This is a genomic window from Chitinophaga silvisoli (genome assembly GCF_003412465.1).
Classification (GTDB): domain Bacteria; phylum Bacteroidota; class Bacteroidia; order Chitinophagales; family Chitinophagaceae; genus Chitinophaga; species Chitinophaga silvisoli.
The window spans coordinates 24,472-47,099 of record NZ_QTJV01000007.1; the positions used below are offsets into that span (position 1 = coordinate 24,472).

The 22,628-nt window shown below is 46.1% G+C and carries 22 protein-coding genes; 10 read left to right on the plus strand and 12 right to left on the minus strand.

Translation table 11 applies throughout. The features are described from left to right. Nucleotides 1–46: 46 nt before the first annotated feature. The 4 genes from DXN04_RS18850 to DXN04_RS18865 all read right to left on the minus strand — a co-directional run bounded on the left by DXN04_RS18850 (nt 47) and on the right by DXN04_RS18865 (nt 2,715). On the minus strand, nt 47–805 hold the full coding sequence (locus DXN04_RS18850) for a LytR/AlgR family response regulator transcription factor (RefSeq protein ID WP_116854950.1): 759 nt from the start codon (nt 803–805) through the stop codon (nt 47–49). Beyond that, nucleotides 802–1,803, minus strand: coding sequence for a sensor histidine kinase (locus DXN04_RS18855; protein ID WP_147319984.1), 1,002 nt, complete (start codon nt 1,801–1,803; stop codon nt 802–804). The genes DXN04_RS18850 and DXN04_RS18855 overlap by 4 nt, the downstream gene beginning before the upstream one ends. Nucleotides 1,804–1,961: 158 nt before the next feature. Then, on the minus strand, nt 1,962–2,291 hold the full coding sequence (locus DXN04_RS18860; RefSeq protein WP_233525629.1) for an ArsR/SmtB family transcription factor: 330 nt from the start codon (nt 2,289–2,291) through the stop codon (nt 1,962–1,964). Then, nucleotides 2,266–2,715 carry an SRPBCC family protein gene (locus tag DXN04_RS18865; RefSeq protein ID WP_116854952.1) on the minus strand — a complete coding sequence of 150 codons (450 nt, stop codon included), beginning with the start codon at nt 2,713–2,715 and terminating at the stop codon, nt 2,266–2,268. Before DXN04_RS18865 ends, DXN04_RS18860 begins: the two co-directional genes overlap by 26 nt. Nucleotides 2,716–2,831: 116 nt before the next feature. On the opposite strand from DXN04_RS18865, the gene DXN04_RS18870 reads away from it, so the two are divergent. Next, the gene (locus tag DXN04_RS18870) at nt 2,832–3,980 is read left to right on the plus strand and encodes a macrolide family glycosyltransferase (protein ID WP_116854953.1); all 1,149 of its coding nucleotides are present in this window, start codon (nt 2,832–2,834) and stop codon (nt 3,978–3,980) included. A gap of 76 nt (nt 3,981–4,056) precedes the next feature. On the opposite strand, the gene DXN04_RS18875 is transcribed toward DXN04_RS18870, so the two are convergent. After that, entirely contained in the window at nt 4,057–4,929 is an 873-nt protein-coding gene (locus DXN04_RS18875; RefSeq protein ID WP_233525630.1) for a phosphatase PAP2 family protein, read from the minus strand. A 187-nt stretch (nt 4,930–5,116) separates the two neighbouring features. Here DXN04_RS18875 and adhE point away from each other — a divergent pair, with 187 nt between their 5' ends. The 4 genes from adhE to DXN04_RS18895 all read left to right on the plus strand — a co-directional run bounded on the left by adhE (nt 5,117) and on the right by DXN04_RS18895 (nt 11,179). After that, nucleotides 5,117–7,747 carry a bifunctional acetaldehyde-CoA/alcohol dehydrogenase gene (gene adhE / locus DXN04_RS18880; RefSeq protein WP_116854954.1) on the plus strand — a complete coding sequence of 877 codons (2,631 nt, stop codon included), beginning with the start codon at nt 5,117–5,119 and terminating at the stop codon, nt 7,745–7,747. A 120-nt stretch (nt 7,748–7,867) separates the two neighbouring features. After that, nucleotides 7,868–8,887, plus strand: coding sequence for a hypothetical protein (locus tag DXN04_RS18885; RefSeq protein ID WP_233525631.1), 1,020 nt, complete (start codon nt 7,868–7,870; stop codon nt 8,885–8,887). 12 nt (nt 8,888–8,899) lie between these two features. Continuing rightward, on the plus strand, nt 8,900–10,096 hold the full coding sequence (locus DXN04_RS18890) for an L-lactate MFS transporter (RefSeq protein ID WP_116854955.1): 1,197 nt from the start codon (nt 8,900–8,902) through the stop codon (nt 10,094–10,096). 48 nt (nt 10,097–10,144) lie between these two features. Continuing rightward, entirely contained in the window at nt 10,145–11,179 is a 1,035-nt protein-coding gene (locus tag DXN04_RS18895; protein WP_158569074.1) for a pyridoxal phosphate-dependent aminotransferase, read from the plus strand. Here the strand turns inward: DXN04_RS18895 and DXN04_RS18900 are convergent. Continuing rightward, entirely contained in the window at nt 11,174–11,539 is a 366-nt protein-coding gene (locus tag DXN04_RS18900) for a winged helix-turn-helix transcriptional regulator (protein WP_116854957.1), read from the minus strand. The genes DXN04_RS18895 and DXN04_RS18900 overlap by 6 nt on opposite strands. Before the next feature lie 98 nt (nt 11,540–11,637). On the opposite strand from DXN04_RS18900, the gene DXN04_RS18905 reads away from it, so the two are divergent. Continuing rightward, nucleotides 11,638–12,390, plus strand: a complete 753-nt coding sequence (locus tag DXN04_RS18905; protein WP_116854958.1) for an alpha/beta hydrolase — start codon at nt 11,638–11,640, stop codon at nt 12,388–12,390. A gap of 101 nt (nt 12,391–12,491) precedes the next feature. On the opposite strand, the gene DXN04_RS18910 is transcribed toward DXN04_RS18905, so the two are convergent. After that, nucleotides 12,492–13,232 carry an SDR family oxidoreductase gene (locus DXN04_RS18910; protein WP_116854959.1) on the minus strand — a complete coding sequence of 247 codons (741 nt, stop codon included), beginning with the start codon at nt 13,230–13,232 and terminating at the stop codon, nt 12,492–12,494. Nucleotides 13,233–13,385: 153 nt separating this feature from the next. Between DXN04_RS18910 and DXN04_RS18915 the strand changes: the two genes are divergently transcribed. Next, on the plus strand, nt 13,386–14,252 hold the full coding sequence (locus DXN04_RS18915) for a sugar phosphate isomerase/epimerase family protein (protein ID WP_116854960.1): 867 nt from the start codon (nt 13,386–13,388) through the stop codon (nt 14,250–14,252). A 175-nt stretch (nt 14,253–14,427) separates the two neighbouring features. On the opposite strand, the gene DXN04_RS18920 is transcribed toward DXN04_RS18915, so the two are convergent. Beyond that, nucleotides 14,428–15,480, minus strand: a complete 1,053-nt coding sequence (locus DXN04_RS18920) for a site-2 protease family protein (protein ID WP_116854961.1) — start codon at nt 15,478–15,480, stop codon at nt 14,428–14,430. Nucleotides 15,481–15,763: 283 nt separating this feature from the next. On the opposite strand from DXN04_RS18920, the gene DXN04_RS18925 reads away from it, so the two are divergent. After that, nucleotides 15,764–16,975: an MFS transporter gene (locus DXN04_RS18925; protein WP_116854962.1), complete on the plus strand. Its 1,212-nt coding sequence runs from the start codon at nt 15,764–15,766 to the stop codon at nt 16,973–16,975. 111 nt (nt 16,976–17,086) lie between these two features. Here the strand turns inward: DXN04_RS18925 and DXN04_RS18930 are convergent, their stop codons facing one another. The 4 genes from DXN04_RS18930 to DXN04_RS18945 all read right to left on the minus strand — a co-directional run bounded on the left by DXN04_RS18930 (nt 17,087) and on the right by DXN04_RS18945 (nt 20,138). Beyond that, entirely contained in the window at nt 17,087–17,875 is a 789-nt protein-coding gene (locus tag DXN04_RS18930; RefSeq protein ID WP_116854963.1) for a DUF1266 domain-containing protein, read from the minus strand. A gap of 200 nt (nt 17,876–18,075) precedes the next feature. Next, nucleotides 18,076–18,291 (minus strand): YgaP family membrane protein, encoded by a 216-nt coding sequence (locus DXN04_RS18935; protein ID WP_116854964.1) that lies wholly within the window; start codon nt 18,289–18,291, stop codon nt 18,076–18,078. A 205-nt stretch (nt 18,292–18,496) separates the two neighbouring features. Next, nucleotides 18,497–19,717 carry a hypothetical protein gene (locus DXN04_RS18940; RefSeq protein WP_116854965.1) on the minus strand — a complete coding sequence of 407 codons (1,221 nt, stop codon included), beginning with the start codon at nt 19,715–19,717 and terminating at the stop codon, nt 18,497–18,499. 10 nt (nt 19,718–19,727) lie between these two features. Further along, complete coding sequence (locus DXN04_RS18945; RefSeq protein WP_116854966.1) at nt 19,728–20,138, minus strand: hypothetical protein; 411 nt, start codon at nt 20,136–20,138, stop codon at nt 19,728–19,730. Nucleotides 20,139–20,585: 447 nt separating this feature from the next. Here DXN04_RS18945 and DXN04_RS18950 point away from each other — a divergent pair, with 447 nt between their 5' ends. Next, nucleotides 20,586–22,142, plus strand: coding sequence for an FAD-dependent oxidoreductase (locus DXN04_RS18950; RefSeq protein ID WP_116854967.1), 1,557 nt, complete (start codon nt 20,586–20,588; stop codon nt 22,140–22,142). Then, nucleotides 22,129–22,623 carry a CinA family protein gene (locus tag DXN04_RS18955; RefSeq protein WP_158569075.1) on the plus strand — a complete coding sequence of 165 codons (495 nt, stop codon included), beginning with the start codon at nt 22,129–22,131 and terminating at the stop codon, nt 22,621–22,623. The genes DXN04_RS18950 and DXN04_RS18955 overlap by 14 nt, the downstream gene beginning before the upstream one ends. Nucleotides 22,624–22,628: the final 5 nt, after the last annotated feature.

Here is a 22,628-nt window from a genome sequence, read left to right on the forward strand (position 1 = left end):
CTTAAGTGGGTGAGGCGGGCAGATAAGGGGATGAAGCGGGCGCTCCCTAACTCTCCAGCCATTGCAGGAATTCCCCTGATTTCGCTTTGCTGACCACTATTTGTTCTTCAGTAGGTACAAGTAGCTTCACAACTAATTTCCTGGCAAAATACCGCTCTGCATTCGCAATAGCCGCCTTATTAATCAGGTACTGCCTGTTCGCCCTGTAAAAAAGGGCAGGGTCCAATAGCCGCTCTGTCTCATCCATCGTCGCAGTGATAAAGTACTTCTTATTTTGCAGGGTGGTAATCTGCAGGATCGTATTATCCAGGTAGATACAGGCAATATCTTTTACCTGTACAGGAATGATTTTCTCTTTTTCATTGACCAGCAGCGCTGTTTTGTGCACAGGTTTAATCACCTGCAGGAGGGCATGTAAATTATTGGGCAAAGGCTCATTGGCAAACGAAGCCTTCATACTATGGTATTTCTCCAGTGCCTTTTCCAGTTTCTCAATCGTAACAGGCTTGAGTAAATAGCTGACAGCATTTGTGTCAAAAGCATTCATCAGGTATTCATCAAATGCTGTACAGAAGATCACTGCACTGGTAATCTGCACCTGGTTATAAATTTCAAAACTTAACCCGTCCGCCAGCTGAATATCTGAAAGAATCAGGTCCGGCTGGGTATTATGGGCAAACCAGTCTTTCGCCTGTTCTACAGATTCCAGTATGCCTGCTACCTGGATGGTATCATCTATCTGCTGAATCATACTTTTCAGCTCTTTTGCCGCTCTCGGCTCATCTTCTATAATCAGTACATTCATGCTCCTAAAGGTAATTTTACGATGAAATGTGTGCTGGTTTTTTCTATTACGATTTCTTTATTAAAGATCAGCTGATAGCGTAGACGGATGTTATGCAGACCTGTACCGGTAGAATAGCTCACGCTGTTTTTGGCCTGCAGGTTATTAATCACTACCAGGTAATCTCCTTCCCTGAATAATTGAATGGAAAGCGGCTTATAACTTGTCGCCATGTTATGTTTGACAGCATTCTCAATCAGCAGTTGCAGGGTGAGGGCAGGAATGTGCAATGATTGGTCGGCTTCCGCAATATTTATGTCAATATTGATGGCATCTTCAAACCTGCTTTTCAGGATGTAAACATAGGAATGAATAAAATGCAGCTCCTGTGTAAGGGTCACCGTATCTTTCTGCTTGTGTTGCAATACATGCCTGTAAATGTTGGAAAGCTCGTTCACAAAGTCCTTCACATGTTTTTCGGAAGTGAGGGTAGATAGCGTATTGAGGGTGTTAAACAGGAAGTGCGGGCTTAACTGTTCTTTCAGTGAATTCAGGCTTACTTCCAGTTGTGCCTGTTTCAGTCTTTCTATTTCTAACTGGCTTTCCTGTTTTTGAAATACCACCATCTTATGATGTTGTATGAAATAGAAAAGGCCACTGGTAACCAGGCCTCTGAGGAACAGCATATACTGTTTCCGGGCTATAGGAATTTCCAGGAAGCCTTCGGAAACATCGTATAATAATGACATCAGGTAATTGTAAGGAAAAATAAGCAAGGCGACCAGCACAATATATGACAGTGCTATTATGATCTTATCTTCCCTTTTCCGGTGGAAGGTTTCCGTGATAAACCAGTTGTGCAGGAACCAGCAGATCAGGCCAAAGAGGAATGAATGCAGGAAGAAATGAATGATCGCCCACCAGGAGAATGGCTCCATGCGGAGCATCCTTGGGAAGCTTGCTAATATAGCGATGCATGCTGAGATGAGCATGCCGAAGTATCCGTCATGTTTTTTCACGGTTTAAAGATACAATAGTATAGCTGTGCCAGGGCATAATTCAGGGGGAAAACGGCAATTTGATGCCTGAAACGGGCAGATAAATCTCCTGGTGTACAGACCTCTTCAAATTAAATCTTCCCAAATTATGCCCCTCCTCAATTACACCCATTTCCACGCTACTGCCTTGCCCGCTTATTCAGTACCTTCCCAAACCCTACCATCTTCGCCTTCCAGAACTCTTCATAATACGCCATCCATTCACTGATCTCCTTAAACCCATCCTGATTCAGCTCACAGTACCTTTCCCTGCCCACCTCCGTAATCATAATCAACCCCGCCTCATACAAAATCTTCACATGCTTGCTCACTGCCGGCCTGCTAATCTCAAAATTCTCTGCCAGTGCATTCATAGATAATTTCTCTTTTGACAACAAAAACAGAATCTCCCTTCTGCCCGGATCGGCAATCGCCTGGAATGGATCAGGTTGTAGCATTTGCTTTTTCATTTAGTAGTGTTTCCAATCTCTTACGAATCTTTCCATTCCATCCCGCACCCATAAACAGGCTGGATAGATAATTTTTAAATCCTTTAAACCCGCTGTGTTCCAATCTTAGCTCCGTTCCGTTCTCCTTAGCCACAAGGGTCCAGGTAAGCACCGTATCCAGCGTAATCACACCCGGCATCGGGCCCCCCTTCCATGTATAAACCAGGCGCTGCATAGGCACCACCTCCAGCACCTCGCAATATATAATCCCATCAAAATCCATCTTCGGAATCGGCTTCGTATGAAAATTAAATTTGTGCCCAACCACCGGTTTAAAATCATTCTTCATCAGCCATTCGGCGATCGCTTCCTGCTCCGTCAGGCATTCCCATACCGCTGCGGGTGAATGCGGGAAAAACCATTTGAATGATAAGTCTCTATGCATGTCATGTAACCTTTTGGTTACACAAATATATGTAACTTTCAGGTTACGCAAATATTTTTCTCATTTTCTAAAATATATCCCCCAACTCCCCGTCTACATTCTTACAAAACAACGCTATGTCAAAAGTACTATTCCTGAGTGTACCCTCACACGGCCACGTAAACCCGACCATTGGCCTCGTCAGCGAACTGGTTAAAAACGGAGACGAAGTCATTTACTTCGCCACAGGAACATTCAGGGAAAAAATTGAAGCCACCGGCGCGCTATATAAACAATACCTGGTAGATTTGGATCTGTTCAGGCCTGAGAAAGAAGGAGAGGAGGACCCCATGTGTACCATGATGAGGGAAGCGACCAACATTATTGAAGATATATTCTCACAAACAAAAGGAATTCAATTCGATTACATCATTCATTCCACCCCCTTTCCATTTACGGAAGTATTCAAACAGGTCCTGAAAATACCCACTATTTCATCCTTAGGGATTTTCCTTGGAATAAATAATTTTCTTGAAAGTGCAGACATGTTCCCGACACCACCGGAATATGCCCTGATGCGGGAAGCAATAAAAGCAAAATACAATGTTATCCTGCCGGATAAATTTGTGGCCACAATGATCAACCTGGGTGGATTAAATCTCGTCTATTCCTCCCGGTATTTCGTTCCGGAAGATCAATTGTCCGACAACACCTACCGCTTCGTAGGCCCTCCTGTATTCGACCGGAAAGAGAAATCCGACTTTCCTTTTAAGTTATTAAAAGACAGGAAAGTTATCTACATCTCCCTCGGTACCGTCTTCAGCAACTTTAAGCCTGCACTTTACCAGGTTTTCTTCGATGCATTTGCGGGTAAAGATGTGACGGTCGTCATGGCTGCCTACAATGTAGACCTCAGTCATTTTAAAATTCCGGACAATTTTATTGTTCGTCATTATATCCCACAGCTGGCCATTTTACAACATACCGACGTAGCCATTACCCACGCCGGTATGAACAGTATCAGTGATCTGCTGTACAACGATGTTCCTTTTGTAGCCATCCCTCTCGGCGCAGATCAGCCCGATCTCGCTGAGAGAACCGCTGCCCTGGGTGCCACTATCTCTCTGGACCATGAAACGCTTACCCCTGCTATCCTGCAGGATGCCGTTGAAAAGGTGCTGCGCGATCCGTCATACACAGCCAACATGAAAAAGATCAGCGACTCCTTTAGAGCTGCAGGTGGTTATCCCCGGGCAGTGGCCTATATAAAGGAATTTATAAACTGATTATTAGAAGACCATACCAGCACCGGAGAGAGGGTGCTGGTATATTTATATAGTATTATAAAGATCCAATCATCTATTACCGCAAGCAAACTACACTGATCCCCACCGATTTCGTACCCGCATCATAGGTAGGCATTATCATCGTCTCATTATTCCCCTTCCCGCTCAATCCTCTCTGGATTTTCGGATACAACCAGAACGCAGCCTGCGTACTCAGGATACCCACACCAGCCCCGGCCACTACGTCACTCAACCAATGCCGGTTATTATACATCCTCAACACACCCGTTGCCGTAGCAGCCATATACCCACCCAGGCCATACCAGGGACTCACATTCCGGTATTCCATCCGCATAAACTCCGCACTCATAAACGCCGTCGCCGTATGCCCGGAAGGAAATGAATTCGCTGCACTGCCGTCGGGTCTTTCCCGGTGGGTGAGCGTCTTCACCGCCGTTACAGAGCCACATACGATCAAAGAAGACATACCAAGGATAATAGTCCTGTCCTTAAAGTTATGTTCCCCATGAATACCCATGGCATTCAGCGCATACACCCCAAAAATGGGAGCATACTGCAGGTAGTTGTCAATCGTAGTCCTGAATGCCGGATGCTCCCCGCGGATTTCCTGTTTTGTAGACAGGTCCAGGTCATGCAATGGGCGCACGTGAAAGGTAGCGGCCCCATAGCCGATCATGACGGCGGAAGCCAGTAAAGGTCCGGGATTGACTTTGTAAGTGTAGAAATATGGATGCTCAGTGTAAGAAATTCTTACCGGACCGGGATTGTCCTTGAAAAATTGCTCAATTGTGGTGCCCGGTGCTGTTTCCCGGGTATTCAATACCGCATTCACATGTACAGAATCTTTAAAATCAGGAGCCATGGTCTGTCCATACGCACTCCTCCCTGCTACTAATAGCATCAACAGTTGTAGGCCGTAAAATTTCATCAGATATAAGGTAATGGTTACAAAATAGTAAAATATTTCTATTGTCCAAGTCTTTTTTCTGCCCAAGGTCATCCTGCCCAAGGTCACTGATTTGTATCAACGACTTATGCCAAACCCGTCATCGGTTATAATTTCACTTCTACCCACCTTTGTTAAGGAATTATTTATCAATATCAACTCCTCTAACATGGAACCTAATTCAAAAAATTTAATCGACAAGATTGAAAGAATACGGAAAGCGCAGGTACAGTTTTCCACCTTTACCCAGGAACAGGTTGATGAGATCTTTCGCCAATCGGCTATAGCGGCTAACAATGCCCGTATCGCCCTCGCCAAAATGGCGGTGGAAGAGACCGGCATGGGCTTGGTGGAAGATAAAGTGATAAAGAACCATTTTGCATCTGAGTATATTTATAATCAGTACAAAGATGAAAAGACATGCGGCATCATCGAAACTGATGAAGCCTTTGGCATCACCAAAATCGCTGAGCCAATCGGTGTGATCGCGGCTGTAGTTCCAACTACAAACCCAACTTCCACCGCTATCTTTAAAGCACTGATTGCACTCAAGACCCGCAATGGCATTATTTTCTCACCTCACCCAAGAGCTAAAAATTCCACAATAGCAGCGGCAAGGATCATACTGGATGCAGCCGTTAAAGCTGGGGCACCAAAAGATATCATCGGCTGGATCGAAGAGCCTTCCGTTGAATCTTCCCAGATGGTTATGGCAGAAGCTGATCTAATCCTGGCAACCGGTGGCCCCGGTATGGTCAAAGCCGCTTATTCCTCAGGTAAACCTGCCATCGGTGTAGGTGCCGGTAACACACCTGCTATCATCGATGAGACTGCCCACCTGAAAATGGCCGTGAACTCCATCCTGCTCTCCAAAACATTTGACAACGGTATGATCTGCGCATCCGAACAGAGCGTGATCGTAGTTGATAAAGTGTACGAAGAAGTAAAAAGAGAATTCATCGACCGCGGTGCTTACATCCTGAGCAAAGCTGAAACCAGCAAAGTTGGCCAGCTGCTGCTGATCAATGGCGTACTCAATGCCAACATCGTAGGTCAGCCTGCTGTTAAGATCGCTGCCCTGGCAGGTATCACCGTTCCTGAAGAAACCAAAATCCTGATTGGTGAAGTAACTTCTGTAGAACTGGATGAACCATTCAGCCACGAAAAGCTGTCTACTGTACTGGCTATGTACAAAGCCAAAGACTTCGATGAAGCCCTGAACAAAGCTACCCGCCTTGTTAAACTGGGTGGTTTCGGTCACACCTCCGTGCTGTATACCGATCCAAGCATTTCTCAGGACAGGGTGAACAGATTCGGTGCTGCTATGAAAACCGGCCGTACCATCATCAATATGCCTTCTTCACAAGGTGCTATCGGTGACATCTTCAACTTCAAGTTATCTCCTTCCCTGACCCTCGGTTGTGGTTCATGGGGTGGTAACTCTGTTTCCGAAAACGTAGGTGTAAAACATTTGCTGAACATAAAGAGCGTAGCTGCAAGAAGAGAAAATATGCTGTGGTTTAAAGTACCTGAAAAAGTATACTTCAAATATGGCTGTCTGCCAGTTGCTCTCAGAGAACTGAAAGACGAAGGCAAGAAGAGAGTATTCCTCGTAACTGATAAAGTACTCTATGGCCTGGGCTATGCTGAAAAAGTAACAAAGATCCTGGACGAACTGGGTATCGCTCACACCGTGTTCTTCGATGTAGAGCCTGATCCAACCCTGATCTGTGCAAGAAAAGGTGCTGAAGAAATGGCCAGCTTCCAGCCTGATACCGTTATTGCTTTAGGTGGTGGCTCACCAATGGATGCTGCAAAGATCATGTGGGTACTGTACGAACATCCGGAAGAAAAATTCGAAGACCTGGCAATGCGTTTCATGGATATCCGCAAACGCGTGTATCACTTCCCTAAAATGGGTATCAAGTCCAGCTTCATCGCAATTCCTACTTCCGCAGGTACTGGTTCCGAGGTAACTCCTTTCGCAGTTATCACTGACGAAAACACTGGTATCAAATATCCGCTGGCTGACTACGAACTGACTCCTGATATGGCAATTGTAGATGCCGAACTGATGATGAACATGCCTAAGAGCCTCACATCTGCTTCCGGTATCGATGCGCTTACCCACGCACTGGAATCATATGTTTCCGTACTGGCAAGTGAATACACCAATGGCCTGGCACTCGAAGCCATCCGCCTGATCTTCAAATACCTGCCTGCTGCTTACAACGAAGGCAAAACCAATGTGAAAGCAAGAGAAAAAATGGCACACGCTTCTACCATCGCTGGTATGGCCTTCGCCAACGCTTTCCTCGGTATCTGTCACTCCCTGGCACACAAACTGGGTGCTACCCACCATGTGCCTCACGGTGTAGCGAACGGTATGCTCATCACTGAAGTAATCCGCTTCAATGCTGTTGAAAACCCTCGCAAACAGGCTGCTTTCCCTCAGTATAAATATCCTAACGCCCGCTGGAGATATGCTCGTATCGCTGACTACCTGCAACTGGGTGGTAAAAACGATGCGGAAAAAGTAGAACTGCTGTGCGAAGCGATCGAAAAACTGAAAGCTCAGGTAGCTATTCCTAAGAGCATTAAGGAATTCGGCGTGTCAGAAAGCAAATTCTATGCATCTCTTGATACAATGTCTGAACAGGCTTTCGATGACCAATGTACACCGGCTAATCCCCGCTACCCACTGATCAGCGAAATGAAACAGCTCTATATCAAGGCCTTCGAAGGTCCTCAGAAAGCTGAGGTGACCAATGCGAAGATCAAGGCACCTGTTAGTGCTTAATCTGCTATACTTCTGTAGCTGGCCGCTGACCCGGCCAGCTACTTTTTTATCCGGTAATGATCCATTTTGCTTCATGTCGATGAACCTGCAGCCTGTGTCACTACCTGTTATGCTCAATGTATGATGGACGTTCAATCCCGTAAGAAACTGGTTTATCCCGTCAGGCAGCCCCTGATGGAATACCTGCGTAAGTATAACCGTGACCTGAAAGTACTGGTAAACTACAGTGACCTGCTCCGTTTTCATGTGAGCATACCACTGCTGGACAAAGATGGTAAAGACACCCTCTGGGAAACCGTTTATTACGATCCTGCGCATATGGAAACCTTATTCCCCGCGCTCACCCTCATCTATGCCATTATGAATACCTCTGGCGATACCGCTTTTACCGAGCACTTACAGGTATCCCAGATCGACTACTGCACCTTTGGTAATAGCAAGCCTTTCCGGGTACGCGTTCTGAATACGCTGAATGATAACTACGATTACTTCTACGTAAAAATATCTGATGCCTCCCGTGTATACGGACTGGAACTCGAACATATATTGTCACCTAACAGGATCGCCTATCTTACCGATGGCGAAACCCTGATAGAAGAACACATCTCAGGTCTGCCAGGAGACGTGTTTATCAAAAACCGCCTGAACACATCCAAATTCAACCAGATCAGGATCTGTAAAGAATTCGTGAAGTTCAACGAACGCTGCTTTATCCGCCTGCTGGGCGATATGCGCGCCTATAACTATGTAGTACATATCACACCTGATATAGAAGGAAACCAATACCGGATCCGTGCCATCGACTTTGACCAGCAATCTTATGAAGGCAGAAGACAGTTTTACCTGCCACACTTCTTTAAAGATAACAATCAACTGGTAAGCCTTGGTATCAAACATATGGACAGCCGGACCATGCGGCAGTACCAGGAAGAGGAGCGGAGCTTAATCAATAACCGCATCCGCCTGGTACGTTACAGACTGGATGATCTGCTGGCCTGTATGAAAGACGATCAGATCTCCCCGCAGAAAAAGGTAGACCAGCTGGCCGGGGAACTGGCCACTTTCCATCACCACGATGGATTCAGCCGCTGCCGGAACATGGGAGAGCTGATTGCCGAACAGTTGAAAATATATGCATAATTCATCACAACCATGAACAAACTTAAGAACAGGTGGCTCATTGCAGCCTCCGCAGTTGGGATCCATCTCTCCATCGGCTCTGTGTATGCCTGGAGTGTATACACAAAACCATTAATAGCGCAACTTGGATGGGGACTGAAAGAGACACAGTTTACATTTAGCCTGGCTATTTTTTTCCTGGGTATGTCTGCCGCCTTTCTGGGCAGTTATGTTGAAAAGCTAGGCCCGAAAAAATCCGGGCGACTTGCGGCGCTTTTCTTCGGAGCAGGCATCGCCGGCTCAGGGTTGGCAGTATATGCACACTCACTGTGGGGGCTGTACCTGTCTTATGGCGTAATCGGTGGTATCGGCCTGGGCCTGGGTTATATCACACCTATCACCTCACTGATAAAATGGTTCCCTGACAAAAAAGGACTGGCAACCGGTCTGGCCATCATGGGCTTCGGTTTTGCGGCCTTAATCAGTAGCCCGCTGATCGTATACCTGATCGCCAATACCAGTATCCCAACCACCTTCTTTATCATGGGCGGCAGCTACTTTGTAGTCATCCTTGCTGCATCCTCCTACATCGCACCTCCACCCGAAGGCTATGGCGGACCTGCAAAGGCTAAAGAAAATACGGGTATGACTGCAAAAGAAGCCATCCGTACAAAGAAATTCTGGTTCCTCTGGGTGATGTTCTTCCTCAATATCAGTTGCGGTATCGCCATCATCTCAGCCGCTTCTCCTATGGCGCAGGAATCAGCCGGCCTTTCCACCGCTGCCGCAGCAGCAATGGTAGGTTTGATGGGGATCTTTAATGGCGGTGGCCGTATCGGATGGTCCGCGGCATCTGACTGGCTGGGCAGACCTAATACCTATATCACTTTCCTCTGTATTGCCATTGCTTCCTTCCTGATATTGCCCAGCGTACACAACGCAATGCTGTTCCAGCTCATCATCTTCCTGATCGTATCCTGCTATGGTGCCGGCTTTTCTACTACCACTGCATATGTCAGTGACCTCTTTGGTACCAAAGAACTGGGCGCAATTGTAGGGTATATGCTTACCGCATGGGCAGCTGCCGGTATGGCTGGTCCGCTCTTCGCAGCGATAGCCAGAAGTGCGAGCAGCAGCTATAATGGCACACTGTATTGCTTTAGCGTGTTGTTAGTGATTGCCCTGGTATTCGCAATACTGCTGAGACGCCTCGTTAATAAGGCTAGTTGATTTTTTGCAATAACTCTAGTATTTTAGTGGGATAATAAAATGTCGGTTATGTATCGCTTTTATATTCCCACTATTTTCTTTTTTATGTGCCTGAACGCCGGTGCACAACAATTATCGCTGAACGAAAACCCCTATCCGCCCGCAGCCGGAGTGCAGGAAGCCATCAAAAAAGAGATGGCCAATATTGCCCGTTATCCCGGGCCGGATGCAAATGCGCTGATTGCCGCTATTGCCCAAAAAGAGGGCGTAAAAGAAGACCAAATCATCACGGGAGAGATACTTGCCCAACTCGGGGTTTTCCTGGGCTTAAAAGGCGGGGAATTCATTTATTCTGTACCCGGGTACCCGGTGTTTACGGATGCTGCCGCCAGCGTAGGAGGAAAGGTGATAGAAGTGCCCCTGAATGACAGGAAAGAAAACGACCTGCAGGCCATTAGCAGCAAAATAAATGAGCACACCACCGCTATTTTTCTTGTCAACCCCCACAACCCTTCCGGTACTGTCAGCGACAAACAAACTTTTCACGACTTTCTACATACAGCCGCTAAACAGGCGATCATTTTAGTGGACGAAGCCTACCTCGAATATGCCGATGATTTCGCCGGCAGAACTGCCGTTAACAATATCAAAGAAGGAGATAACATCATCGTATTCCGCACCTTTGCAAAGGCCTACGGCATGGCTGGTTTATCCATCGGCTATTGCGTAGCAGCTCCCTCAATCGCAAAATTCCTGAAGGATAAAGGGCTGGGGAATGTACATGACCTGAACAGGCTTTCTATCGTCGCTGCCAAAGCCGCACTGGCTGATAAAAGTTATGTTCCTCAACTTAATAAAACCATTACCGCGGAAAGAAAAAAATGGAACCAGCTGCTTGATAGTTTACACCTGGAGCACACCAGCTCCCAGGCCAACTTTATTTACTTCAATACCGGCAAACCTTACGGGCAGGTAGCCGCTGCCTTCAAAGCACAAGGAGTACAGATCGCCCGTTTGTTTTCACCTTACAATACATGGATCCGCATCACTATCGGACTTCCTTCAGAAAACAAAAAAGCACAGGAGGTGCTTAGGAAGTTATGAAATCTCATTGCCATTATTACCTGCCTGATGGGCTTTCAACAACAGCCCCCAGTTCTTGATTTCATTCATCATCGGAGCAGTCGTCTTACCAAACGCTGTGAGCCTGTATTCCACTGTTGGTGGCACCGTTGCAAAAACCTCCCTTTCAATAATTCCATCCCTTTCCAGTTCACGCAGCTGAGCCGTGAGCATAGTAGGGGTAATACCACTGATCTCCCTTTCCAGCTCCTTGAATCGCTTCGGACTTTGTTTCGTAATCGCATACAGGATCCGCAATTTCCATTTTCCACTCAGAACCGAGACGGCATACTCCACCGGACAGGAAATTTTTTTTCTTTCTTTCAATTTATTTGCGCTCATTTTCAGTATTACTATAGTTTTTCGTAGTAAGGCAGGTTCTCCTGACCTCTTGCAAATGTATACCAGTGGGGATACTTTTGGAAAAAATTATTAGCACAATGGAAGATGTAAAGATTCGCAGGCAGTTCTTTGATAATTTCGGAAACAATTATCCTGCAGCAGCAGGTGTCACCATTACACCAGCGACAATCGAAGGAGTACCTTGCTATTGGATTGAACCGGAAGAAGCAGCCGCCGGGAAGATCCTGGTGTATTTGCATGGCGGTGCATTTGCAGTAGGCTCTATCAAATCACATGGCCCTATGGTATCGCATTTTGCAAAAGCTGCAAAGCGGAAAGTATTATTTATTGAATATGCACTGGCCCCTGAAAACCCTTATCCGGCAGGATTGAATGATGTGTTAAAAGTATATGCTACACTTGGGGATGTGGAGGTAGAAATGATGGGCGATAGTGCAGGCGGTGGAATGATCCTGTCAGCAATTGCAGCGGTTGAAAAGGCACCGAAGGCAGTGGTATTATTATCGCCCTGGATCCGGCTGGAAAATGATCTGCCATCGCACCAGCTCAATGAAGGAAGAGATGTGATTGCGACTGAATACCTTCACGGGGCAGCGAAGGAATATGCGGGAGTGAGCCCGGATAGTCTGCGCTTTGAAACATTTCCGCCGGTATTGATCCTGGCAGGAGAGAAGGAGATCCTGCTGGATGATAGCAGAACCTTTCAGGCACGCATTCCTCATGCTAAATTAGTAGTGTATGAAGGGAAACAACATGTGTGGCCACTGGCAGATATAGATACGCCGGAGACACTGGCAGAAATAGCGAAATTTTTAACAGCAGGGTATTAATACCTGCTGTTAAAAACTCAGCTGTTTAAAAGTATCTCTTAGTTCAAAACATCATACTTTCTGATACCTGTTAACAACTCTTATTTCAACCCCAATACTTGCTAAAACCTGCTGTTAAAGGCCTCAAAGATTGTCTCTCCCTTTGCCCTTAAATCCTTCGCTCCGCCAATCGCCGCTTCCGGCTCACCATCAATCAGTGCAGCCATTGCCTCCTTAATAAATTCAGAGATCGGAATACCACCGTGAGACTGTGTCTTATCCTCCCTGCGGTCATGCCCAAGCTCTGTATCCACAGATGGGGGCGCTACCTCCACCACCTGGATGTTTGTATTGCGCAACTGCCAGCGCTGTGACAAGGTAAATGAATGCATCGCTGCCTTCGTTGCACAATATACCGGCATAAAGGCTGCCGGCACCCATGCCAGTCCGGAAGTAACATTAATGATCACAGGGTTTTTCTGCCCCAGTAAATGCGGCACGAACAGGGAACCCAAATGAATAGGCCCTACCAGGTTCGTATCAATTTCTGTGTACACTCTTGTCGGATCTACCGGTTTAGACAGGTCCATGGCCAGTTGTACCCCTGCATTATTAATCAGTACATTTGTCTCCGGATAATGAGTATACACCCAGTTTACCAGCTCCTCCCGCTGTGCGGCATCGGCCATATCAGAGTTCTTCACCACAATACCAGGTATGCGCTGTTGAATGGCATCCAGTCTGTCCTGCCTTCTGCCGGTGATGATAACGGTATTGCCATGCTTCACAAATTCTTCCGCAAAAGCCAGTCCGATTCCCGAAGTGCCTCCTGTAATCAGGATCGTGTTTCCATTAATTTGCATAATTATTGATTGTTTATACCTGCAAAATTGAGAAGAAATAGAGGGAGCGTATTTGCAAGGATCAATCCATTGTTTGCAAAATTCACATTTCCGTCTTATTTTGTTTCTCCCGGAAACTAATTCATCATTTTGAGCTAAAACATATAAATTATTATGACCACAAGAAGAACTTTCCTTGCCCAGGCAGGTCTCCTCGGTGCCGGACTGGCGTTTGGACTCTCGTCGAAAAATGTACTGGCTGCTGGTAAAATCAATGCCAAAGCAGGATTACAGCTCTATTCCCTCCGCGAAGAACTCCCTAAAGATGTAAAAGGCGTAATTGCCAAAGTAGCTGCCGCCGGCTACAAACAAGTGGAAACCTACGGCTACAGCAAAAAGAACGGCTTCTGGGGCCTGAGCGCCCAGGAATTCAAGGCCCTGCTCACAAAGCATGGTTTGACCAGCCCAAGCGGACACTACGCATTGGACGCTGAAGCCGATCAGGATGCAGCTATCGAAGCGGCTAAAATACTGGGCCAGGAATACCTGACCATGGCTTATATCGATGAAAAAAAGCGTAAAACCGCTGCTGATATCAAAAATATCGTCGCAGAACTGAATAAACTGGCTGACAAGGCGAAGAAGCATGGCCTGAAACTGGCTTACCATAACCACGACTTCGAATTTAAGACAGTAGATGGGGTGATGCTCTATGAGGAGTTGCTGAAAGGTACCAATCCTTCCATGGTGCATTTTGAGATGGATATTTACTGGGTAGTGCGTTCTAACCAGGATCCTGTAGCATGGATCAATAAATATCCGGGCCGCTTTACGATGGTGCATGTGAAGGATATGGATAAGGCAAATCCTGAACTGAATACAGAAGTGGGTAAAGGAAGTATTAATTTCAAATCCATCTTTGCAAAGTCAAAGACGGCTGGGATTAAGTATTATATAGTGGAACAGGAGAATTTCTCTATAGATCCATATGAAAGTATTACAGAAAGCTCAAAATACCTGCGCACAGTGTTATTTGCATAAGTTATAAAATTGACGAGGGGATGCCAACCGGCATCCCCTCTTTTTTTTATCCAAAGTTGACAGCATTCCCTTTTGTCCGTTAATTCCCTTTTTGTTGTTTTTTTGTAAATCGCTCTTATATTATTCTGGCTGGCAACGGATCTTATTTGGCTATTCACATGACAAATGCTGGCTCTTATCCGAAACTAACAGCATTTTCTTTATCTGATAAATACTCCTTCACAGTTTCCCTGCTCACCACTCCCAATAGGCAGCCATCCTTCACTACCGGCACCTGTGCCAAATGTTCTTCCGGCAACTCATCCCAGCAATCGAAAATGGTCATATTCCCATTCATCAGTTTCACATCCTTGTCCATCATCGTATACACTTTCCTCCTGTAATAACCAGGGGCCTGGGAGAAGTGAATGACCTGGCTGTCAATAATCCCGATAGGAGCCTCGTTGTTCAGTACCACATAAGACCGGTGGCGATCACCCAGCAGGTAAGCATTGGCTTCTTCCATCGTAAAGCCGGCATTCACAGTTTTGAAATCCGTATTCACGATGTCACCCAGACACACATTTTTTACAGCTGGTTTCAGCACCAGTCTTTTTTCAGTAGCACCCATCAGTAACAGGTACAATCCAAAGAATACCAGCCAGCGGTTCAGCGTCACAGTGCCACCGATGAAAAACAGCACACCCAGGATGCGGGTACCCATCAGGGAAGCCTGTGGAGAAAGCAGTCTTTCCATATCCATTGGAAAGGCGGGAAGCAGGTTAAACACCACGAGCATTACGTTGATATTGTGTAAGAATACCAGGTAGTTATTAGGTGTGATATTAAATACAAGCTGGTGAGTGTCCCAGAATGGCGTATAGTCATCCAGGAATGGCAGCAACAGCAGTGCAATAAACAGGTTGACGGCAGGACCTGCAAAAGTGATCAGTAACTGATGACTTGTTTTTTCAGGCTGCATAGCAATTGTAGGCAAGCCACCAGTAGGCAGCAGGCGTATATTTTTGACAGGAATACCGGCATGCATGCTTGCTATGGTATGGCCAAGTTCATGCAGCATCACACAAGCCCAGATAGACAGTACCCCGAGAGCAGTCCATCCTATACTCTGAGAGTCGCCGCGGGAAATAATCGGGACAAATAGTATCCAGCAGCTGACAAGCAGAAAGATCCAGTGTACCCCCACCGGGATACCCTTAATGCGGAAGAGTTTGACGGCGTTTCTCATATGGCGTTTATTTGATACAAAACTATCTTTTAGGGGGGAGCTGGACTATGATGATGAATTGTTTGTATGATGACGGTCATTACCATTTATATAAATTTCTGGCAGGATCTTTTTGAATAATTTTACATTTAAGGCTTTCTTATGTTAGGAATACTTGTAGCCTGGCTTGATTGGCATCAATCTTTTGAAATTTGTTATTTCCTGACTACCGGAACCGACTGTTTCAATGCAATAAAGCCGCTTACATCCTTACATTAACCATTCACTTTCTGATTGTCAATCCGTGGAGTCTGCAGGAATATTTCGCTCGCTTAAGTACCGGAACTTTCGTTTATATTTTACCGGCCAGTGCATTTCTTTAATTGGTACCTGGATGCAACGCCTGGCTGTATCCTGGATGGTATGGCGCATTACAGAAAGTGCGTTTATACTTGGCCTGGTGGGTTTTCTGGGACTGATCCCTTCCCTGGTCCTGTCGCCCTATGCCGGCGCTTATGCAGACCGGCACGACCGCTTCAAAATCCTTTTCCGCTCACAGGTTGCTTCCATGCTGCAATCCGGGGCGCTGGCACTGATCATTCTGTTAGGATGGTACAATATGCCTGCGATCCTTGTCCTCAGCTTTGCCCAGGGCATCATAAATGCATTTGATACCACCTCCAGGCAATCGCTGGTAGTGGCGTTTATAGACGATAAGAAGGATCTTCCGAATGCGATCGCCCTGAACTCCACCATGGTGAATCTGGCGAGGATTTTAGGCCCTGCAGTGGCTGGTGTGATCCTGAGTGCCTGGGGAGAGGGAATTTGTTTCCTGGTAGACTTTCTCACTTTTATAGCGGTGCTGATTTCACTGATGCTGATGCGATTGCCTGCAGCGGTGCCGCAAAAGCATACGGCCAGTATCTGGGAGGGGTTCCGGGAGGGATATCGCTACCTGCGGAATCACAGGGATATCAGGTCTGTGATCCTGATGCTTGCTATTATTAATATCCTGGTTACGCCATACAGTACACTGGCACCGGTGTTTGCGAGTCATGTGTACAACGGGAATGCAACTACCTTTAGCTGGTTTGGGACCTGTACAGGATTCGGGGCATTGTGTGTGGCGGTGTATATGGCGGCTTTAAAACCGGGGAGGGACCTGCTGAAGATAATAGTGATTGCAGGATTGACATTTGCAGTGAGTGTATGTTGTTTTTCATTGAGCAGGTCATTGCCGCTGGCATTGTTCTTTGTAGCGCTGGCAGGAGGGGGGATGATGGCGCAGATAGCGGCGACGAATACTTACGTGCAGACGCATGTGGAGGACCGGATGAGGAGCCGGGTGATTGGTTATTATGTGATGGCGTTTCAGGGAATGCTGCCTGTTGGGAATTTGATAACAGGGACGATTGCGCATCAGTTGGGAGCTAAGCATACGGTGACAATACAGAGTATTGCCGGTGCCGTATGCGTCGCGTTATTTGCCTGGTATACAAGAGGGGGAAAGGAGTAATGAGTCTTTTTGATCAGCATCATCAAGCCTTTTGTAAAATTTAAAAATCTTCTTCATTTTATTTTCATTTGCCAGGGCTACTATTGGCATCAGCCTTCACCCTTATTAATGCTACCAGGGCATCCGGATCCAGGGACTGTCCCCCTTCTCCAATAAATATTTAGCAATCGCCGCTACATCCCGGTTGCCGGAATGCACCCCACCCCACATAGCTCTCCCGAGTACATAACTTTTCGCATAAGACTCCCAATCTGTATAAGTAATATGCGCCAGCTCATCTGCCGCATCAATAAACTCCCAGGCCTCTTTTTGGTTGATAATGCGTGCTTCATAGCAGAGTCTTGTCAGGAAGACCAGCCTGCCACAATCCCAGCCTATCATACCGTATCTCAAAATATCCTGTTCATTTTGAAGAATCCCATCCTGCAGCAATTCAGGCATCGTATCCATCAGGTTATGCAATTGCGAAAGCGCTTTCCCATGATCTTCCTCTTCCGTAAAATATTCATCCAGGATCAATTCCTGCTCCTGCTCCGTCTTCGCCATCAGGGCCTTGTAAATAGCCGGCAGGTAAAAACGGAAACCCTTGTCCCGCAGATATTCCAGTTTAGCCCTGGCTTCATCGGCGGTTTTCAGTTTCCAGTAACTGTGTAGCAGGGTACCTATCACATAAGATTTATCAAGCCCTGTTGCCAGGTTATTGATATATGCATGTGTCATTTCGCTGTAAATAGCTCCCAGCGCCACTTTTTTATACTCGGCCTCAGTCAGCGTGCTATCCGGATCACGAAATACAGGTGTAAACGGTCTCTTCTTTTTTTTATACAAAGGTAGAAGCCGCGTATATACGAAATAACCCACAGCAATGCCTATGATTAGGTAGGTAAGTATGGTTTTCATGTTGATCAGAAAATTAATTGGGAAAATTGGGTGCTAACAATTCTCTAAATATCTACTTCATGTCCCCTTTATTCAGGGGCAAGATAGGGAATAATTTTAGCTCAAAAAAAAATGACGGCCAACAAACCAAACTCCCCCTAAAAAACCAGAGGCTGCCATCTCCAAGATAGCAGCCTCCCTATGTTGTTATGACAAGTACATTAACTCCGCGCAGGCTCCTTAGGTGCCTCATGTTTTGTTTTCAATCCCAGCAGCGAATACAAAGGGCAAAAGCCGGTGAGACTGGTCAGCAGAAGAATAACTGCTATGATCATGAAAAGACTGTCTGTAAGTATCTTGTTGTAAAACAGGAAGATGGTAACGATGGCTAGAATTACGCGGATCAATCCATCAACTGTACCGACATTTTTTTTCATAGCGTTTAATTTTTTAAATCAGTTTAAAGGTAAATGAAATAAAGTCGTGGAATGGTGACTTTCGTCATTGATAGCAATGATTATAGTAGCATACCTACCAACGGAAGTTTTCAATAGAATTATCAATCGTGGAATCGTTGTCTCTCTCTTCGCTAAGATACAAAATTATTTAAAAACCAACGTTTCGATTAATATTTCAACCCACCTACCTTAGCTTCCTTTCCCCCCCAAATCCTGCTATAAAATTAATGGCCGCTATCAGATTACCCCCCTTACTGATCGCCCCATCAAAATTCCTCCCAAATGAAAATGTAACCTTCCGGTTTTTCGCCACCTCATACTCCGTACTCACCACCAGCCGCCACGAAGGATCCAGCACACTATTCCCGATCACACTGCGGTACAGCGCCTCTCCACTCAAAGTAAACTTATCATTCAATGTACTTAACAAAAACCTCGCACCCACATCAAAGGTCGAAGCATGATCCGCACTCAGCTTCCCGGCCGGATCCGCAAAAATCACCTCAGGATGATACAAATACCGGGCAATAAACATAGAAGTAATACCCTTATTCCCATTCTCGTACCCGCCCGTCAGCCAGGCACCCGCCTTATTGATCAAACTATTGTCAAAACGATTGTCCGGAAAGTCAGCCACCATTCCCGTCGTAAAATCCAGGAACACCCCCTTCCGCTCCGTAGGAAACGCCGCCGCTATCGCCCTGGCCCGCTGATACGGCTCCGATGACGGCAACCCCTCCTGCCTTATCGAATCCACCAGGCCCTCCATCCGCTGCAACTCCCGTATCAACTCATCCCTCCGCACTCTTTTTTCCTCCCTGGTCAATGTTGTATCCCTACCCAGCGCCACCCGCAGGTCCTTAAAATACTGGAGAGAATCCGAATACATATTCGGCACCTGGTAGGCCTGCAACAGGTCCTCCTGTGCCTTTATAAGAGCCCAATATGTCTTCCGCGTAGTCGCAGACCATCCTGGCCTGATAATCGAAAATTTAAGCCCAAAAGCTACTTTCGTCGTCTTCAGACTATCCACATCTTCCTGCCCCTCCGGTCCCATATGCGTAAATCCCGCTGAAATCGTAAAGGATTGCAAAAATGCATGCCTGCTGCTGTCAAAATCCTTCAGCGTATACTTCTTCGCACCCCATAAAAAAGGCGCAATCTCAAATGCATAACTATTCGGAATCGCCGTCAGGTTATTCGTCGCATTCTGTACAGACAACCTGAAACTATTCAGGTCCGAAGGCCTTTCAATCGCACTGGTACTAATTCCCAGCATATTGAATGCCGGCGATACCGGCGACTTTAATACATCCAGCGTAATCGTGGTATCCACATTCAGCTGAGCCCTCAGGTCCAGGCATAGCATGGCCAGGATGGCCACAATAAAAGAAATCCGTTTCATAAGTGAAGCATTAAGAAAAGTCAGTGAAGAAAATAGTGATCTTATAAGCGGCAGAATCACCCTGCTCCTGCACTGTTCTTTCCATTTTGTACCGGTACGGCATACTACCCCCGGTAAGGGAGAAATCCAGACTCGTCAGGTTCGTCACAGTCGATACATCCGTAATAATCGTATACACCTCCAGGAACCTGTTAACGAGAGTATTGCCAGTGCCAAGCGTGAAATTGCTGATAGCACCCTGGATATTACTCCCTTTTTTGCTGGAGTCAATGATCACATCCGATACTGCAGATTGCCCGGTAGTGCCAGGAAATAAGTTCATTACAATAGGGGTGTCATTGCGGTCTATTTTGTACTCATCATAGTGATTGGTTTTGCCGGTAGTATCGGCAAAAACCTTTTTTAGTGGTGTCGTGGACATTTTAGAGTTTTTGGTTTTAGCTACAGCTTTGGCAAGCTATAATTTGGGGTTTGGACGTAAATTTGGTTGAAATACCTACCTGCAAAATAAGCATTCGTACATTTTTTGTAAAAATAAATAATTTATTATATTACTTGATATTTAATATCAGGACAAAAGCACGGCTATCTATTTATAACCCAAATTTAAACCGGGCGCTAACCAGGCTGGTTTCCCTTATAAAAAGACATAATGATGATTAATCTGCCGCACCACCTAAAGCCGGAACAAAGGAAATGTGGAAAGAGCGCACCAAAAGGAGCATTCCCTGAATCAATTTTCACCTGAGCAAAATGCATATAAAGCAGAGCATGCTGCCCATCTCCCCCCGGAAATTCATCTCACAAGTCAGAAAATAGTATCCGGCATAAATTATGGTACCTGTTATAGGAATCAAATCTGGAAGCTATGATACAAAGAGATGCATCCACTATCAGTTTATGGCAGGGTAACATCGAACCCTTTCAATCCACGTTAATAGCCGATCATATGGCCACTTATGATGTGATCATTGTCGGTGGTGGTATCACCGGTCTTACTACCGCTCTTTTACTGCAGGAAGCAGGTAAGCGTTGTTTATTGCTCGAAGCCAACAACATTGGTTTTGGTACCACCGGCGGTACAACTGCCCACCTCAATACAATTTTAGATACATCCTACGCCCAGATTGAAAAGAACTTCAGTAAAGAAGATGCAGGGCTGGTAAGGGAATCAGTTGGGGCTGCCATTGGCCTGATCCAGCAGAATATCGAGCGCTTCAGTATAGACTGTGGCTTTGACTATACAGATGCGTATTTATTTGCGCAGGATGAAAAGCAGACTGAAGCACTGGACATCATTGCAAAATCAGCCAGGGAAGAAGGAGTCAACATCACCCTGCAGGATCAGCTGCCTGTGCCTTTTAATTTTACCAAGGCTTATAAAATCGCCGGACAGGCAAGGTTTAATCCATTAGCTTATATCTACGGACTGGCCCGCGCATTTGAGAATGCCGGCGGTATAATCGTACAGGATTGCCGGGTGATTGAAATTCATAATACCAACCATATCAAAGTAGATACTACTATCGGTGAGTTTACAGGAATGAATATCGTATATGCAACACATGTACCTCCGGGCATCAACCTGGTACATCTGCGTTGTGTACCATACAGGAGTTATGCGCTGGCTGTAAGACTGGCGGATAATGCCTATCCTGCTGAATTGATTTACGATATGCACGAGCCATATCATTATTTCAGAACACAGGAAGTAAACGGAAAGAAATACCTGATAGCAGGAGGGGAGGATCATCAGACAGGCCATCATGAGAATACAGAACAGTGTTTCCGCAACCTGGAAGCCTTAGTGCGTGCCCACTTCAAAGTGAAGTCAGTAGACTATAAATGGTCTTCGCAGTTCTATGAATCAGCAGACGGCCTGCCTTATATCGGTAATATGCCGGGACAGCCGGATAACGTGTATGTGGCTACGGGCTTTGGTGGCAATGGAATGGTCTATAGCGGGGTAGCAGCAATGGTAATCCGGAATATTATCATGGGTAAGCATCGGGCTACAGAGAAATTGTTCAATCCAAACCGTATAAAGCCAATAGCAGGCTTTACGAATTTTGTAACACACAATGCAGATGTGGTAAAACTCTTCTTCGGAAAATTATTCCCTGCGCATAAGTTGGCCGAACTGGCCGAAATGGCACCCGGAGAAGCACAGGTAGTGAACTATGATGGTCATCGTGTAGCTCTTTACAAAGATGATGAGGGAATGCTGCATGCCGTGAACCCGGTTTGTACCCATATGAAGTGTGAGGTAGGCTGGAACAGTGCAGAACGCTCATGGGATTGTCCCTGTCACGGTGCCAGGTACGATGCAGATGGGAAGGTTTTGAATACCCCTGCAGACAGGGACCTGGAGCATCTCGATATTTCGCATGATACATCAAAGGTGGAAGCACATGAACAATTTTGACCAGGATTTGATAAACAATATCAGAGATCTGCTGATAGAAAAAGGTCAGACTGTAGGGGTGGCTGAAAGCGTTACTTCCGGCCATCTCCAGGTGGCCTTTTCCATGGCAGAACAAGCCTCCAGCTATTTTCAGGGAGGTATTACAGCTTATAATATCGGACAAAAGTCCAGGCATTTACAAATCGATCCTATCCACGGCCAGCAGGTAGACTGCGTATCTGAACGGATTGCACAACAAATGGCCGATCAGGTCTGTTATTTATTTGCAGCCGATTGGGGATTAGGGATTACAGGCTATGCGACCAAAGTACCGGAGCAGGGTATCCATTCGCTCTTTGCCTATTATGCAATCAGCAGGAATGGTCAGCCGGTGGCGCATGGTAAGATTACCGCCGGTGAAGACGCAGACCCGATGGAAGTGAGATATTATTTCACAAATCAGCTGCTTTCACAGTTTGTAAATGTCATTGTATCACCTTAAATGCA